General features: G+C 74.0%; 13 protein-coding genes. 10 read left to right on the top strand and 3 right to left on the bottom strand.

Going from position 1 to position 14,236, the window contains the following annotated elements:
• Positions 1-37: 37 nt before the first annotated feature.
• Positions 38-973 (bottom strand): DUF2935 domain-containing protein, encoded by a 936-nt coding sequence (locus WME76_RS21645; protein ID WP_437961970.1) that lies wholly within the window; start codon positions 971-973, stop codon positions 38-40.
• Positions 974-1,470: 497 nt separating this feature from the next.
• Complete coding sequence (locus WME76_RS21640; RefSeq protein WP_437961969.1) at positions 1,471-2,832, bottom strand: serine/threonine-protein kinase; 1,362 nt, start codon at positions 2,830-2,832, stop codon at positions 1,471-1,473.
• 449 nt (positions 2,833-3,281) lie between these two features.
• Here WME76_RS21640 and WME76_RS21635 point away from each other — a divergent pair, with 449 nt between their 5' ends.
• The 9 genes from WME76_RS21635 (at position 3,282) to WME76_RS21595 (ending at position 12,034) form a co-directional block, all read left to right on the top strand.
• A complete protein-coding gene (locus WME76_RS21635) occupies positions 3,282-4,778 on the top strand; it encodes a serine hydrolase domain-containing protein (RefSeq protein WP_437961968.1) in 1,497 nt (498 codons plus the stop codon).
• A gap of 308 nt (positions 4,779-5,086) precedes the next feature.
• Complete coding sequence (locus WME76_RS21630) at positions 5,087-5,662, top strand: TetR/AcrR family transcriptional regulator (protein WP_437961967.1); 576 nt, start codon at positions 5,087-5,089, stop codon at positions 5,660-5,662.
• Between the two features lie 26 nt (positions 5,663-5,688).
• Positions 5,689-6,711 (top strand): MBL fold metallo-hydrolase, encoded by a 1,023-nt coding sequence (locus tag WME76_RS21625; RefSeq protein WP_437961966.1) that lies wholly within the window; start codon positions 5,689-5,691, stop codon positions 6,709-6,711.
• A gap of 106 nt (positions 6,712-6,817) precedes the next feature.
• Positions 6,818-8,302 (top strand): dipeptidase, encoded by a 1,485-nt coding sequence (locus WME76_RS21620; protein WP_437961965.1) that lies wholly within the window; start codon positions 6,818-6,820, stop codon positions 8,300-8,302.
• 267 nt (positions 8,303-8,569) lie between these two features.
• Positions 8,570-9,052 carry a DUF1348 family protein gene (locus WME76_RS21615; protein ID WP_437961964.1) on the top strand — a complete coding sequence of 161 codons (483 nt, stop codon included), beginning with the start codon at positions 8,570-8,572 and terminating at the stop codon, positions 9,050-9,052.
• A gap of 84 nt (positions 9,053-9,136) precedes the next feature.
• On the top strand, positions 9,137-9,790 hold the full coding sequence (locus WME76_RS21610) for a class I SAM-dependent methyltransferase (RefSeq protein ID WP_437961963.1): 654 nt from the start codon (positions 9,137-9,139) through the stop codon (positions 9,788-9,790).
• A 50-nt stretch (positions 9,791-9,840) separates the two neighbouring features.
• Positions 9,841-10,416: a glutathione S-transferase family protein gene (locus WME76_RS21605; RefSeq protein WP_437962138.1), complete on the top strand. Its 576-nt coding sequence runs from the start codon at positions 9,841-9,843 to the stop codon at positions 10,414-10,416.
• A 108-nt stretch (positions 10,417-10,524) separates the two neighbouring features.
• The gene (locus WME76_RS21600) at positions 10,525-11,037 is read left to right on the top strand and encodes a hypothetical protein (protein WP_437961962.1); all 513 of its coding nucleotides are present in this window, start codon (positions 10,525-10,527) and stop codon (positions 11,035-11,037) included.
• 25 nt (positions 11,038-11,062) lie between these two features.
• Positions 11,063-12,034: a phosphotransferase enzyme family protein gene (locus WME76_RS21595; protein WP_437961961.1), complete on the top strand. Its 972-nt coding sequence runs from the start codon at positions 11,063-11,065 to the stop codon at positions 12,032-12,034.
• A 50-nt stretch (positions 12,035-12,084) separates the two neighbouring features.
• On the opposite strand, the gene WME76_RS21590 is transcribed toward WME76_RS21595, so the two are convergent.
• A complete protein-coding gene (locus tag WME76_RS21590) occupies positions 12,085-13,290 on the bottom strand; it encodes an acyl-CoA dehydrogenase family protein (protein WP_437961960.1) in 1,206 nt (401 codons plus the stop codon).
• Positions 13,291-13,496: 206 nt separating this feature from the next.
• On the opposite strand from WME76_RS21590, the gene WME76_RS21585 reads away from it, so the two are divergent.
• On the top strand, positions 13,497-14,216 hold the full coding sequence (locus tag WME76_RS21585; protein ID WP_437961959.1) for a TetR/AcrR family transcriptional regulator: 720 nt from the start codon (positions 13,497-13,499) through the stop codon (positions 14,214-14,216).
• Positions 14,217-14,236: the final 20 nt, after the last annotated feature.

The following is a 14,236-nucleotide window of genomic DNA, read 5'->3' as shown; positions in this document are numbered from 1 at the left end:
GCGCGCGCGGCGTCCCCGCGCGCGGCCTCGCCCCTGCTCACTGCGCGCGCCGGACCTCGTCGGAGAACCTCACCGCCTCGCGGAGCACGTGATCGGCGAGCGAGGGATCGATGATGCTCTTGATCTGCCCCGTCTCGATGCCCTGCTCCGCGGCCGTCTTGAAGTCGATGACATCGTCGGCCATCATCGCGAGCTGACCGCTGCCGACGAGCTGGATGTTCGCCTGGTACATCGCGTCGGCGCGCGCGTTGGCCTGCCCGACGAGCGCGCGCTCCTGCGGGTCGAGCAGGTGCGCGATGAACTCGAGGTGCTCGGCCATGATCCGCGTCCAGAACGCCCCGACCTCGTCGCGCTGGAACCCGGCGCCGCCGCTCGCGAACAGATCGAGCCGGCCGGCGAACCGCTCGGCCTCGCGCGCGATGTGGTCGAAGAAGAGCGGCCAGACGAGGCTCTTCAGCGTGCCGGCCTCCTGCTGGCGCTGCATGCGGCGCTTGTACTCGATGAACTGCAGGACGCTCGACCGCGTGTCGGAGAGGAGCGGATAGAGCTCGTCGTCGCGGTAGGGGCGGTCGCGGGCCGAGACGAAGTGCTGGGCGAAGAGGATCTGGAACTGCCGCGCCTCGCTCCGGGGCGCACGGAGGCCGTCGCCCGGCATCAGCAGCGCCATGAACATCGCATGTTCCATCATGATGTCCGTCCAGAAGAGGACCTCGGAGAGGGCCTGCGCCGCGTGCCCGGCGTGCATTCCGGGCAGGTAGATCGGCTTCGTCGCGCGCTGATCGACGAGGATACCGGGCGTCTGGGGGAGCCCTTCCGGGAGGGAAAGGGGCCCGACCGACTCGCAGCTCCCGGCGCCCTTCTCGACCGCCAGCGCGAGGCCCGTCGGGGCGAGCAGCGAGACACCGACGGTGGCCGCCGCTCTGCCGGCGAATCGCCTGCGTCCAAACTTGCCTTGTGAAACACGCTTCTCCATCGACGCTCCTCCAGGTTTCGTACAGCCGTGAGAGCCCGAGCGAAGGTGCATGTCCCGCGCCCGGTCTCACGAGAGGACTCGAGGGGCGGCCCGCCGCTCCGCGCCTCGCCGGATCCGGCGACCGGCGGCGTCGAGGATCGCCGCGCGCAGCGCTTCGCTCGCTGCGGCGTCGCGAGGGGCGCGCCGCGCGTCGAGCGGCCGCGGAATCCGCCCGTGATGGGGATCCGGCGACCGACGGCTGCGAAGGCCGAGCACAGGGGCGCCCATCGGCCGGTACCCTGCGACTGCCGAGCACATGGTCCCCCGGCGGACCACAGGAGCTCGGCCCGAGGTGGACGGTGTCGGTGCAGGCTGGGCAGAGTAGAGCGCGTTGGTGTGCGGGGCGGGCTCACCCGTCCGGGCGGGGCTCGCTCTCGCAGCGGCGCTCGTCGACGTCTCGCCTGCTCGAGATCGCCCCGGGCGACGCCGTCGACGCGCGCTCGACGGCGACGACCTGCTCAGAAGCCGATCCGGTCCGTGCGGGCGCGCGCGTTCGTCCTTGCGGTGGGCGTGGGCCTCGGCTGCGGGCGCGCGTTCGAGGCGGCGCGCGTCGCCCTGGGAGCCGCCGGCAGGGCGGGGGACGGCGAGGCCGCGGGCTGCGGGGGCGGCGTCGTCGTGGACGCCGCCGGGAGCGCGGCCGCCCGGGTCTCCTCTGCGGGCGGCGCGGGCGGCGGCTCCGGCGGCAATTCCTGGTCGGGCGCGCCGCGCGCGGCCGGGCTGTCCGCGGCGGGCGCGCCGTGCTCCGGCGGATCGCTGTGCATCCAGGGGATGCCCAGGCCGAGCGCCGCCGCCCCTGCGAGCGCGACCCCTGCGATCAGGACGCCGGCGCTGCCCCGACGGGCGCCCGCGCCGGGCATGACGAGCCCGTTGAACGTGCGCGCCTGGCCGCCGCTGTGGGGCGACCCCACGCCTCCGGGCCCGTGCGCCGGTGCTCCCGCTCCGCCCGTCGAGCACGGCGGCGGCGGTCCTGGCCGGGGGTCGCGCGCGCTGGCCGGAAGCGTCGGCGCGTGCTCGAGGCCGAGCACCGCCTCGTCGAGCGCGCTGGCCATCTCCTTGACCGATCCGAACCGCGCCGCGGGATCGCGCTGGAGGGCCCTCGCCACCCAGGCGTCCACGCCGCGCGGCACGCCTGGCCTCACGGCGCTCGGGAGCGTGAACACGCCGGCGTTGACGGCCACGGAGAGCGCGCCCAGGGTCTCTCCGGTGAACGGCGCCCGGCCCGTCATCGCGTAATACCCGACGACGCCGAGCGCCCACAGATCCGCGCGGAAGTCGACGTGCTTGGCGCTGAGGAGCTGCTCGGGGCTCATGTACATCGGAGTCCCGAACGAGCTGCCCGTCGACGTCATGGCCTGATCGCGGCTCACGGGCTGCTTGGCCACGCCGAAATCCAGCACCTTGACGAAGAAGGCCTGGCCCTCGGCGTCGGCGAGGAAGATGTTGTCCGGCTTGATGTCGCGGTGGACGATGCCGAGCTGGTGCGCGCGCCCGAGCGCCCTCGCGACCTGCCGCACGACGCGCGCGAGCTCGTGCAGTGACATGGGGCCAAGGCGGGTGATCCTGCGCTTCAGATCTTCCCCCTCGAGCAGCTCCATGAGGATGTACGGGACCCCCGCGTCCGTGATCCCGTGATCGAACACCTGGGCGACATGGGGGCTCTTGATCTGCGCCGCGGCCATCGCCTCACGCCGGAACCGCTCGATGAACCCGGGGCACCGCGCGATCTCCGGGGCCATGAGCTTCACGGCGACCTGCGACCCGAGCGAGAGGTGGTCGGCTACCCAGACGGTCCCCATGCCTCCTTGTCCGAGCGGCCTCACCAGCCGAAGCTTGGGCGTAACCAGATGTCCGGAGTTCACGAGCCACCTCTTGGTCGCGCCACGCTCCGCGCTCGATGGTCGTCGACGGGTGGCGCAGATTACGGCGGAGCGACCGATAGTCAAGTTGTTCAGCCTGTCTGCGAATGCAGGGCAGCGCAGCGCTGCCCGCGGCAGAGCGGGCGTGATCTATGTCTTTGTTGGATCGTCGGTGTCGATTCTCGAGCTGTCGTGTCCTGCGCCGACGACCGCCGCCCGTCGCGGCCTGTCTGCGCCTGAGACGTACCGGGTGTAGCGCTCGGCGATCTCGCGCGGGCGGCTGAGGCGGCTCAACGCGACTGTTGTGTCTGCCATCGACAGGTAGGAATCGACGCGGCTCGACGCTGCGCCCTTGTGCTCGCGCGCCGGTTCAGTACTGTCGCGCCAACCCGGATTCTTGCCCTGGAGATCGCATGCGAACCTCGAACCAAGTCTCTCGACATCATGGCTTCCTTCTCGCCCTGCTGGCCTCGAGCGCGCTCACCCTCGGCGCTGGCTGCAACGGCGACGAGACCGTGGACTCGTCGAGCGCGTCACCGACGACCAGCTCCGGTGGCGCGGGCGGCGAAGGCGGCGCGAACGAGGGCGGTGGCGCGAACGAGGGCGGTGGCGCGAACGAGGGCGGCGGTGGCGCGGGCGGCGCGAACGAGGGCGGGGGCGGCGGCGCGGGCGGCGCGAACGAGGGCGGGGGCGGCGGCGCAGGTGGCGCAGGTGGCGCGAACGAGGGCGGCGCGAACGAGGGCGGGGGCGGCGGCGCAGGTGGCGCGAACGAGGGCGGGGGCGGCGGCGCAGGTGGCGCGAACGAGGGCGGGGGCGGCGGCGCGGGCGGCGCGAACGAGGGCGGGGGCGGCGCAGGCGGCGGCGCGGGAGGCGAGGGGGGCGGCAGCGTGGACGCCTGCGCCGAGCTCGCGGGGGCCCTTCAGGCGCGCCTCGACGGGGCGCGGGAGGCCCTCGGCACCTCGGGCGCCGTCCTCGCGGTCAGCACGCCGGACTGCGGCATCCAGGACTTCGCGAGCGGCGAGTCCGCGCCGGGCGACCCGATGCGCGCGGACCACGTGCTCCGCATCGGCAGCGTGACCAAGACCTACGTCGCGGCCGCGGTGCTCCGGCTCGCGCACGAGGGCGCGCTCGACCTGGATGATCCGCTCTCGACGTGGATCGCGACGTTCCCCGGCGCGGACGGCATCACCGTGCGACAGCTCCTGAACCACTCGAGCGGCATCTTCGACTACACGGAGGACGCGGAGCTCGCGCCTACCGTCCTCGCCGATCCGGGCCATGTCTGGAGCCCCGGGGAGATCGTCGCCATCGCCGCCGAGCACGATCCCTATTTCGCGCCCGGCGAGGGGTGGCATTACTCGAACACGAACTACATCCTCCTCGGGATGATCATCGAGGCCGCGACAGGCGAGGGCGTCGCCGAGGTGATCCGCGATCGGCTGCTCGATCCAAACGCGCTCTCGAGCACCTCGTTCGACGGAGAGGAGCCGATCGCAGGTGAGCTCGCCCGCGGCTACACCGCCGAGGGGGTCGACATCACGTCGCTCATCCATCCCTCGTTGCCGTGGTCCGCCGGCGCCCTGGTGGCGAGCGCGGGGGACCTCGCCCGCTGGGCGGTGGCGCTCTACGACGGCGCGGCGCTCGATCCGGCGTCGCGGGCAGAGATGCTCGCGGATCCCGTGCCCACCGGCGTCGCGGGCCAGGGCTACGGGCTCGGGACGCTCGTCATCGGGCGCGAGATCCTGGGAGTCCCCGCGCTCGGCCACGACGGCGGCATTCCGGGCTTCGCCACGATCGTGCTGTATTACCCCGAGCAGCAGGCCGCCGTGGCCGCCATCGTGAACACCGATGCCGCGGATCCCTCCCTCATCGCGCTCTCGGCGAGCGGGCTCCTGCTCGCATCGGATTGAGCTCTGTCGACCCATGAAGGCGCCCCCCACCGGCGCCGCGGGCCCGCCGGGGCGCCGCCGCGTCGCGCGGCGCAGGCCGCGCCCGCCGCCTCGCGGCGCCGGCGCGCTGCCCTCGCAGCAGGGCGCTGTGACGACCTCCGCTGCGCTGTGACGTTGCGCTGCGACGCCCTCCTGCGCGCTGCGGCGCATTTGTGCGCCATCATGGGAATTTTACGTTGTGGGGAGACAATGGCGTGGCCCTTGCGGGCGCGTGCTCCGGCTCGTCGTGTCCTTGACAAGACAGACCTGTCTGTCTTATTCACGAGGTCGTGAGCGACATCCGGCGCCACATCCTCGAGGTCGCGGAGCGCCTCTTCTACGCCGAGGGGTATCGCGCCGTCGGCGTTGATCGTCTGATCGCCGAGGCGGACGTCGCGAAGGCCACCTTCTACCGTCACTTCCGGACCAAGGACGACCTGCTCGTGGCGGTGCTCGACGCGCGCGACGCGCGCTTTCGCGAGTGGCTGGCCGGGCGCGTCGAGGCCCTCGCGAGCGACCCGCGGGACCGGCCGCTCGCGGTCTTCGGCGCGCTCGCCGAGCGGTTCGCCGACAACGACTTTCGCGGCTGCGCGTTTCTCAACACGATGGTCGAGGTGGCGAGCCGGAGCCACCCCGCGCACGAGGCCTCGCAGCGCCACAAGCAGCGGCTCATCGACTATCTGGCGAGGCTCTTGCGCGAGGCCGGCGCGCCGGACGCCGGAGCGCTGGCGCCGCAGCTCATGCTGCTGATCGACGGCGCGACGGTGACCGCCGTCCGCGAAGGGGGACCGGGCGCCGCCGCGCGCGCGCGTTCTCTCGCCGAGCTGCTCCTCACCCCAGCGCGGCCAGGGAGGCGACGACGATGAACGAGAGCACGAGTGTCCCAGGCGGCTTGAGTGGACGAGTCGAGGCGCGCCCGCCGCGCACCACGGCGGAGATCGTCCGTGCCGAGCGCGCGACGCGCCTTCCGCGGCGGTGGTCGGCGCGAGGGCGATCGATCGCCGCTCCGCTGGTCGCGCTCCTCCTGACCAGCTGCGCGCCGGCGACGCGCGTCGAGCCCAGCGCGCCGCCGGCGGCCGCGCCTTCGACCGCGCCGGCCGAGGCCTCGGGCGGGCGCCTCCAGTGGCGCGGCGGTCCGACGGCGATCCTCGAGCGGGACGGCCTCCGGCTGCTCACCGATCCCGTCCTCGGTCCGCGCGGCCCTGCGGCGTTCGTCCTCCCCCGGCACCCGTCGACCGGCGTCGAGAACGCGCCGGTGGCCCGCTACACCGATCCTCCCGCGGAGCCCATCGGGCGCCTCGACCTCATCCTCCTCAGCCACAACCACGCTGACCATTTCGATGCGGTCGCGAGACAGGTGCTCCCGAAGGACATCGTCTTCGTCCTCCCTCCCGACGCGGTCGAGGCGGCGCGCGCTGCGGGGTTCACCAGGCTGACCCCGCTCGACTGGGACGGCGAGACGGTGATACCGACCCGCTCCGGCCGCCTCCGGATCCTCGCAGTGCCGGCGAACCACACCCACGACGCGGCGCTCGACGCGACGCTCGGAAAGGGCAACGGCTATGTGCTTCGCTGGGAGGGCGCGGCGCCCTATTCGGTCTACTGGACCGGCGATTCGGTCTTCACCGATCGCATGCGCGCGGTGGCGGCCCGCTTCGCGCCCATCGACCTCTGGCTGCCGCACCTCGGCGCCGTCGGCGTCGACGGCGCGCGCGGCCTCCGCACCATGGACGCCGAGGAAGCGGTCGCCGCCGCGGCGCTCCTCCGCGCCCGCCACGTGATCCCGATCCACCACACCACGTTCGGCCATTACCGCGAGCCGGTCACCGCCTTCGTCCAGCGCGCCGCCGCGCAGCGCCTGCCCGCGCGCATCGACGTCCCGACGGACGGCGCTTGGGTTCCCCTGCCGCGCTGAGCCAGGCTGCTCGCGGCGCCCGCGACGCCGCGCCGCTCCGCGCGATCGCCGGGCTCTACCATTCTGGCGGTCCGCGCGCGGCGATCGCGCGTGATACGATGGGCCCGTGCGCACGTTGTACCCCCTCGCGCTCCTCACCGCGGTGGCGCTCGCGGCCTGCGCTCCTGTCCCGGCGCCTCCAGCGATGTACCCGTTCTCCGAGCCGGCCGACGCCGCGCCCGCGCCCGCGGCGGCGCCAGACGGCGCCGCCGGGAGCTCTGGAGCGCTCGAGACCCCGGAGCAGCGGGCCGCGCGGCTGCGCGCTGCCGCCGTCCTCGTGGACGGCCACGACCGGATTCCACCGCTCATCCTTGGCGGCCCGCGCGATCTGGTGAGCCCGGGCCGCGAGGCCACGCCCGCCGATCTCGCCAGGATGAAGGCGGCTGGCATCACAGGAGAGCTCTTCCCGATCCACGTCGGCGCGCTTCCCGTGCAGCGACAGGCGCTGCACGGCGGCGCCGCGCGCCGCGCGCTCGACCTCATCGACGCGACCTACCGGCAGGTCGAGCGCCACGGCGAGGAGCTGGTGCTGGCCACGAGCGCGCGCGACCTGCGCCGCGCGAAGCGCCAGGGCAGGGTCGCCGCGCTCATGGGCATCGAGGGCGGGCACGCCCTCGAGAACTCCCTGCCTGCGCTGCGCTCGTTTTACCGCCTCGGCGTCCGCTACATGACGCTCACGCACACGAGCACGAACGACTGGGCGGACTCCGCCGGGGGAGCCCTCGATCCTCCGGCCGCCCGCCACCGCGGCCTCTCGCCCTTCGGGGAGGAGGTGGTCCGCGAGATGCAGCGGATTGGCATGCTCGTCGACGTCTCGCACGCGTCGGCGGCCACGTTCCGGTCGGTCCTCGAGGTGGCGAGCGCGCCGATCATCGCCTCTTCCTCGGTGCGCGGCGCGGCGCACCACCGCCGCCAGCTCGATGACGACGCGCTGCGCGCGCTCGCGCGGAACGGCGGTATCGCCGTGGTCAACGCCTGGGCGCTCTTCCTCGACGAGGCCTACGCGGAGCAGGCGGCGCGGCTCCAGCAGAAGCACGGGGCGCGCGCCGGACCCTGGCGGTCTGGATCTCCTCATGTCGCGATGAGCAGGGTCGTTCACGGGATCGCGCGCCGCCCTCGCCCGGTGCTGCCGCCGGCGGGCGCTTCCGGGGTGTTCGCTGTGGCAATACCGAGGCTCTCGGCGAGTCGACGCCGCCGTTACGAGGAGCGCGCGCTCCGGCCCGCGCTGCGCGCCTGCTCCCGGGAGGTCGCCTCTGTCTCGAGGCGATGGAGGTGCTGCTCCCCGTCGCGGAGATCCGCGCGCATGGCCGCCACGTTCCTGGGGAGCTGGTCCAGCGGGGCCGGGACCTGGTCGGCGGGGCCGAGCCGGCGCAGCCGCTCCTCGGTCTCGTCGAGGAAGGCGCCGGCGCGCCGGTGCGCCGCGCGCGCGGCGCCGAGGAACTGGAAGCGCCAGGGCGACGAGGCGGCGCGCTCGGCGCTGCCGAGCCACGTCTTCATCGCCGCGAGCTGGCTGGCGCCCCCGCGGATCGCCGCGAAGATCGCGTCCAGGTAGCCGGCGCCCCCCGGGTCGGCGCTCACGGCGCCGGCCCCCGCGCGCGGGGACCGCTGCGTGGGCCCGTCGCGGGCGCGGCGCGGTTCGGACCAGCCATGGGAGCGCGCGATTCTAACGAGTTCTTCCGGGTGGCGCGAGGGCCAAGGCTCGCCGCCGCTCCCGCGGCGTCCGCGCCGCGCGTCGCCGGGAGCTCGTGCCCCGGGGAGCTGCGCTCGAAAAGGGGTTGCCTGGGATGGGCGATTCGAGGAAGGTTCGCGCAGGTGCACCGTGAGCCAGGAACCCGCCGAGTCGCGCCCTCCGCTTCCGCCCTTCACCGCCGAGACCGCCGCCCGGAAAGCGCGGCTGGCGGAGGACGCCTGGAACAGCCGTGATCCCGCGCGCGTGGCCCAGGCGTACACCGTCGACAGCCGCTGGCGGAACCGGGCCGAGTTCTTTCAGGGCCGGGAGGCGATCGAGGCGTTCCTGCAGCGCAAGTGGCAGCGGGAGCTGGACTACCGCCTGATCAAGGAGGTGTGGGCGTTCACCGGCGATCGCATCGCGGTGCGCTTCGCCTACGAGTGGCGCGACGACAGCGGGAGCTGGTACCGGTCCCACGGCAACGAGCAGTGGGAGTTCGACGCTCATGGATTGATGCGGCGGCGCGAGGCGAGCATCAATGACGTGCGGATCGCGGCGTCGGACCGGAAGTTCCACTGGCCGCTCGGGCGGCGGCCGGACGATCATCCCGGGCTGAGCGAGCTCGGGTTGTAGAGGCGGGCCCCGCGCCGGGCGCGATGCCGCGCCGGCCATGGGGCCTTCAGGTTGGCGACTGACAACACCCTTCCGGTTCGACCCATGTCCACCCCTTCGAGCAAGCCTGAGATCGCCACGGCCTACGATCGCTGGGCCGAGACGTACGATGAAGACGACAACCGGACCCGCGAGCTGGCGGCCGCGGTCCTCCGGCAGCGCGACCTGGATCTGACCGGCCGCGACGTGATCGAGATCGGGTGCGGCACCGGGCGCAACACGCCGTGGCTCGCCGAGCGCGCCGCCAGCGTGCTCGCGCTCGATTTCTCCGAGGGGATGTTGCGGCATGCGCGGGCCCGCGTGCAGTCTCCCCGCGTCCGGTTCGTGCAGCACGACATCCGCTCTTCCTGGCCGGCCGCGGACGGCTCGGCCGACGTCGTGATTGCCCTGCTCGTCCTGGAGCACATCGAGCACCTCGAGGCGCTCTTCGCCGAGGCTGCCCGGGCCTCGCGCGCGGGAGGCGAGCTCTTCCTGTGCGAGCTGCACCCGACGCGGCAGATGCGCGGCGGCCAGGCCAACTTCGTCGACCGGGCGACCGGCGAGCCCGAGCGGGTGCCCGCGTTCCTGCACGACGTCTCCGAGTACGTGAATGCGGGGCTTTCGTCCGGATACGAGCTCGTTCACCTGGGCGAGTGGCGCGACGCCGGGGCCCTCCGGAACGACCCTCCGCGGCTCCTGTCCGTGCATCTCCGGCGGTGATCTGGCATGCTCCCGGCCGTTCCGTGGGAAACCTCAAACGGGAGATTGCGATGAAGCTCTACTTCAACCAGCAGAGTCGCGCGGTGATCACCAAGTGGATGCTGGACGAGTGCGGCGCCACGTACGAGCTCGTGCCCATCAGCTTCGAGAAGCGGGAGCACAAGTCTCCGGAGTTCCTGAAGATCAACCCGGCTGGCAAGCTGCCCGCGCTGGTGGACGGCGATGTCCGGCTCTTCGAGAACGCGGCGATCTGTCTGTACCTGGCGGACAAGTTCCCCGAGGCCAGGCTGGCGCCCCCGGTCGGCGCGCCGCAGCGGGGCCGCTATCTGTCGCTGATGGTCTATTCGACGTCGCAGCTCGAGCCGGCGATGGGCGACCGCCTGCTGAAGATCGAGACGCAACCGCAGCGGGGATGGACGGATTTCGACACGGTCATGGACGTCGTCGAAGGCGAGCTCGGGGAGGGGCCTTATCTGTTCGGCGACTGGTTCACCGCGGCCGACGTGATGGTCGGCTCGATGTTCATCTGGATGCGCCTTTGGGCTGGCCCGACGGGCCGCCCCAGGCTGGATGCCTATGTGGACCGCCTGCTGGCGCGCCCGCACGGGGTGAAGATGCAAAAGTGAGCCGCTCGACCTCGTGGCGTGCCCGCCGGAGCGCCGCGAGCCCTGACGCGCGCCGTCGCCGGTCGGAGCCTCGCGACGATGTGACCGAGCTCGCGTAGGATGGTCGCGATGAAGCCTTCGTCGCGCCATCGCCGCCGCGCGCTCGCGTCCTCGTTCCTCGTCACGGTGGCCGGCGGCGCGGCCGCCTGCGGCTCGACCCAGCCGCCGCCTGATCCGCCGGACGCGACGTCCAACCCGCCGCCCCCGGAGCTCCCGCCGACCGGCGCGCCCGGCGTGGGAGATGCGGCGGCGTCCGAGGCGCTCCCGGACGGCGGCGCGACGGCGGCGCAGGACGCGGCGGCGTCGGGGCCGCCGCGGGACGGCGGAGCGACGGCGCAGGGCGCAGCCACCATCGAGGCGCACCAGGTGGCCGGCGTGACGGCAGCGCAGGACGGGCCGCTGCCGCAGCCCGTGCCCGGGGGGAGGGTGGTCCGGGACGCGGACGGCACGTGCAGGCAGTTCTTGCCCAGCCCGTGCCCGCGGGCTCTTCCGTCGCAGGACGGAGGCCCTCCCGTGGTCATCATGTGCAACCCCCCGCCGCCCCGGCAGGTCGCGTGCCCGCCGGACGGCGGCCAGCGCTGACCGCGGCGCCGCCCCGGTTGCGGGCGTGACGGCTCCCGTCGACCCCGCCGTCCTCGCGGCCGCGCTCGCGCTGTACGGGCTCGATCCGGCGACGTGCCGGTTCCTCGGCGGCTTCGAGAGCCAGGTCTTCGAGGCGCGGGGCCGCGACGGCGTGGCCGTCCTGAAGCTCGGGGATCCCGCGCACAGGTCCCGGGACGCTGTCGAGGCGGAGTGCGAGTGGCTGGAGTACCTGACCGCGCGGGGCGTCCGCGCCGCGCCGGCGATCCGGGCCGCCGACGGCCGCTACGCGGCGCTGCTCGGCGAGCCCGGCCAGGCCGTCTGCGCGCGCGCGTACGCGAAGGCGCCCGGGGCGCCGCTCTCCGCAGACGACCTGACGCCGGAGGTGGCGGCCGCCTGGGGGCGACTCCTCGGCCGGCTGCACGCCGCGACCAGGGCGTATGTCCCGCCGTCGTCGAGGCGGCGCCACGCCTGGCATGAGGACGGCGACTTCGCCAGGGCCCGGGAGCTGCTGCCGGAGGACGAGCGCGAGCCGATCGGCGGCCGGATCGAGCGGCTCGTGGCGGAGCTCCGGGGCTTGCCGACGGACCGAGACGCCTTCGGTCTGGTGCACACGGACGCCCATTTCGGCAACGTGCTCTGGGACGGCGATGCGCTGACGCTGATCGATTTCGACGATTGCGCGTACGAGTGGTTCGCGAGCGATCTCGGAATCGTCCTCTTCTACGTCGCGATCGACCCGCTCGGCCCCGGTAGGCCGCCCGGGCTACTCCGGATGTTCCGCGATCGGTTCCTCGACGGGTACGCCCAGGAGAACGCGCTCTCCGCGCGGTGGCTGGCGGAGATCGACCGGCTCATGAAGCTGCGCGAGCTGGTGCTCTACACGGCAATCCGCCGGGTCGGCCGGCGCGAGGCGCTGGACGCCTGGTGTCGCGCCTACCTGGAGCGCCACAGGCCGCGCATCCTCGACGACCGGCCGGTGTGGCCGGAGGCTCCCTGACGCCAGCCCGCGACCCGCTGCTGTCGAGTTGCCGCCCTCGAGACATCCGCTCAGCGCGCGTCGCCCGCGGCCGGCCGCGGGGCGAGCATCGGGTGCAGCTCGGCGATCCCGAGCCGCGCGCGCCCCGCGAACTCGTACGCGTCGTCGGTCGCGGCGATGTGCTGCGTCGCCGCGTGGATGTCCCGGAAGCACCGCTGCAGCGGGCTCTCCGCGAACAGGGCGCCCCCGCCGCCGGCGCGGTACGCGAAGCCCGCGACCTCCGCGGCCACGTCGGTCACGTACGTCTGGACGAGCCGGATCGCGCTCCAGTCCTCGATCGAGAGCGCCTCCCCGGCGCGCGCCCGGTCCCACATCCGCCCGAGCGCGTCGAACGCGTAGGCGCGCGCCGCCGCGAGCTTCGCCTCCGTGCGCCCGAGATCCATGTGGAACGCCGCGTGGCTGCCCAGCGCGAGCTGCGGCCAGGCCTTGATGCGGCGTGGAGCGACAGCCGCGATCTCGTCGAGCGCGCGCCGCCCGACGCCGAGCGCGAAGCCGACGTGCCCCGCCGCGACCAGGGCGATGAAGGGCAGCGAATAGAGGGCGCCGCCGCGCCGCTGCGGGGCCGCCGGGAACGGGCACGTCAGCGCCTCGGGCACGAACGCGCCCTCGATCCGGTAGTGCTCGCTCCCGGTGCCGCGCAGCCCGGCGACGTCCCACGTGTCCTCGATCACGACCCGCTCGCGCGGGACGGCGAGGCTGATCATCTCGGGCGGCCCCGCCGGCGGCGCCCCGCCCTCCGGCGCCACGACGGCGCAGGTGAACACCCAGTCCGCGTGCCGCACGCCGCTGCCGAACGCCCAGCGCCCCTCGACCGCGAAGCCGCCCGCGACCCGCCGCGCGAGGCCGGTCGGCACCTGGAGCCCCGCGAACGTGGGGAAGGGCCCCGCGAACACCTCCCGCGCCCCCGCGTCGGGCAGCGTGCCCCCGGCGACCGCGGCGAGCAGCGCGCTGATCATCATCGACCACCCTGCCGAGGCGTCCGCGCGCGCCATCGCCTCGAAGACCTCCACCTGCGTCAGCGGATCGCACTCGGCGCCGCCCAGCGCGCGCGGCGCGGCCAGCGCGAAGAGGCCGCTCGATCGCAGCGCGTCGACGACCGCCGGCGCGAGCGTGCGCAGCCGCTCGGACGCCTCGGCGTGGGCAGCAGCGACGCCGCGCACGCGCTCCACGGCGGCGAGGAGGCGTTCGCGATCGGGAGATCGACGGGGCTCGGACATACGGGGCTCCTTTCGTGATCCAGGGTGGGTGCGGCGCGCCGGCCCCCTGCGGGCCGTCCGCGCGCCCGATGATGACAGTGGCAACATGCCAAAGTTTCCGCCGTCTACATTTTCTTCGACGCCGCCCTCCCGCCCTGCGGGGCGGGGCCTTCGTGGTATCGTGCGCCTGCGCTGTGGCTTCCTCCCCGAGACGCCGCCGTGCGCGCGTGCGCACCCCGCCTGCCCCCGCGTCGCGCCCGCCCGCGTCGCCGCCCGCGTCGCCTCCCACGTCGCCTCCCACGTCGCCTCCCACGTCGCCTCCCACGTCGATCAACCGGCCCTACCACCACGGCGACCTCCGGCGCGCCGTGCTGGAGGAGGCGCTCGCCCTCATCGAGGAGCAGGGCAACGCGGGCTTCACGCTGCGCGAGGTGGCGCGGCGCATCGGCGTCTCCCACGCCGCGCCCTACCGCCACTTCCCGGGCAAGCGCGCGCTGATGACGGAGCTCGCCGTCCAGGCGAGCACGGCGCTCGCCGCGCAGATCGCGGCCGCGCTCGAGGCGGCCGGGGGCGACCTCCGGGCGCGCTTCCTGGCCGCCGGCTTCGCCTACGTCCGCTTCGCGCTGGAGCACCCGGCGCCGTTCCACGTGATGTACTCCAGCGAGGTCGACCCCGGCGACCCGCGGGTCGCGGCGGCCACGTCGAGGAGCCTGGGGCTGCTCCTCGGCTTCATCGAGGAGGCGCAGCGCGCCGGGGCGTTCCCGCCCGGCGATCCGATGGCGCTCGCGGTCCCGATCTGGGCGATGCACCACGGGATCGCGACCCTCGCGGCGTCGGGCGCGCTGTCCAAGGCCGGCCCCGCGGAGCTCCGGCGCATGAGCGACGACGCCCACGCGCGCCTGCTCGACGGGCTGCTCCTCACCGCGCCGGGGCCGCCGCGCGCCTGATCTTCGTCCGATCGCCTCCG

The organism is Sorangium sp. So ce119, from assembly GCF_051524405.1.
In the GTDB taxonomy this organism is placed as follows: domain Bacteria; phylum Myxococcota_A; class Polyangia; order Polyangiales; family Polyangiaceae; genus Sorangium; species Sorangium cellulosum_G.
The sequence above is the reverse complement of the archived record's forward strand: the minus strand, read 5'-3'. Positions and strand labels throughout refer to the sequence as shown.

Coding starts and splice junctions, on each gene's coding strand:
- WME76_RS21645 (WP_437961970.1), bottom strand. CDS start 973: ATGGAGAAGCGTGTTTCACAAGGCAAGTTTGGACGCAGGCGATTCGCC.
- WME76_RS21610 (WP_437961963.1), top strand. CDS start 9,137: ATGTCCACCCCTTCGAGCAAGCCTGAGATCGCCACGGCCTACGATCGC.
- WME76_RS21605 (WP_437962138.1), top strand. CDS start 9,841: ATGAAGCTCTACTTCAACCAGCAGAGTCGCGCGGTGATCACCAAGTGG.
- WME76_RS21635 (WP_437961968.1), top strand. CDS start 3,282: ATGCGAACCTCGAACCAAGTCTCTCGACATCATGGCTTCCTTCTCGCC.
- WME76_RS21600 (WP_437961962.1), top strand. CDS start 10,525: ATGAAGCCTTCGTCGCGCCATCGCCGCCGCGCGCTCGCGTCCTCGTTC.
- WME76_RS21590 (WP_437961960.1), bottom strand. CDS start 13,290: ATGTCCGAGCCCCGTCGATCTCCCGATCGCGAACGCCTCCTCGCCGCC.